This is a genomic window from Thermoplasma sp. (genome assembly GCF_023256435.1).
Taxonomy (GTDB): Archaea; Thermoplasmatota; Thermoplasmata; order Thermoplasmatales; family Thermoplasmataceae; genus Thermoplasma.
In genome coordinates this window covers 5,234-6,115 of record NZ_JAGDXM010000056.1, presented here as the reverse complement: position 1 = coordinate 6,115, position 882 = coordinate 5,234, and the positions used below count along the sequence as shown (strand labels likewise).

The following is an 882-nucleotide window of genomic DNA, read 5'->3' as shown; positions in this document are numbered from 1 at the left end:
TTTTTTCTACAAATACCAACGCAATTAATGCTTATAAGAAGATCGGCTTTGAGGTTGAAGGATATAGAAAAAAGCAGTTCATCATAGAGGGGGAGTTCGTAGACGATGTATTGATGACCTATTATGTTGATCCTAGTCTGAGGGGCAAATCTAATCAGCCCTCGTGACCATATATTTTTCAATTATATATGATATTGAATTCATAATATTGTCTGGTATTTCTATGTTCTTCATCTTTGCGTATTCCATGAGCCCAGAAATCTGTATCGCTATTCTCTTCATATCTTCAAGCGCAGAAAAGAGAGAATATTTGATCGAAGTATATTTTGACTCAATATCAGCTTTTTTCTTCAGCGTTTCCTGATAGCACTCACATATGTCCATCAACTCTTCCATTGCTCTTGCAAGATCCTCATCTACCTTTATTCTTTCTAGATCTTCATTGCTTATGTTCATACATTTTTTGATACTCTGCAGCCTATTCATTGATGGCACCTTCTAGCCACTCTATAATCTTCTCAGCCATCTGTTTATCCCTGTTTACAGTCTTTAGATTGTCGTAGATTTGAACGGTATCTTCTTTCAAATGTTCAATTTCCTGATTTATCTGAAAGATCATCGCCCTGTAATAGGAACGTTCTCTGTTTATGCGCAAAAACAGATCCTCCTCGGCCATTAAATGAATATATTCAATATCTATATAAGGTTGGTATTCTGAAATCAATATTTCTGATGTACAGCAAATATATCGAGAAAAAAGCATTCAGTAGCAATCTTAGGATCTAATGAAAATTCCGAGATCAATTGTAGTGATGATGAATTAAAAAAATTAAATTAGTTGTTGGGTTACGTAGATATATGAAAACCATGATATGGAATATT

The 882-nt window shown here is 34.1% G+C and carries 2 protein-coding genes; both read right to left on the bottom strand.

The genetic code is table 11. The annotated features are described in order from the left end of the window. Positions 1 to 150: 150 nt before the first annotated feature. Positions 151 to 486 carry a hypothetical protein gene (locus tag Q0C15_RS07585; protein WP_297218016.1) on the bottom strand — a complete coding sequence of 112 codons (336 nt, stop codon included), beginning with the start codon at positions 484 to 486 and terminating at the stop codon, positions 151 to 153. Continuing rightward, positions 479 to 676: a hypothetical protein gene (locus Q0C15_RS07580; RefSeq protein ID WP_297218013.1), complete on the bottom strand. Its 198-nt coding sequence runs from the start codon at positions 674 to 676 to the stop codon at positions 479 to 481. Before Q0C15_RS07580 ends, Q0C15_RS07585 begins: the two co-directional genes overlap by 8 nt. Between the last annotated feature and the right edge of the window lie 206 nt (positions 677 to 882).

Bases quoted from the DNA above. Each gene is read 5' to 3' on its own strand.
- Q0C15_RS07585 (WP_297218016.1), bottom strand. From the start codon at position 486: ATGAATAGGCTGCAGAGTATCAAAAAATGTATGAACATAAGCAATGAA.
- Q0C15_RS07580 (WP_297218013.1), bottom strand. From the start codon at position 676: ATGGCCGAGGAGGATCTGTTTTTGCGCATAAACAGAGAACGTTCCTAT.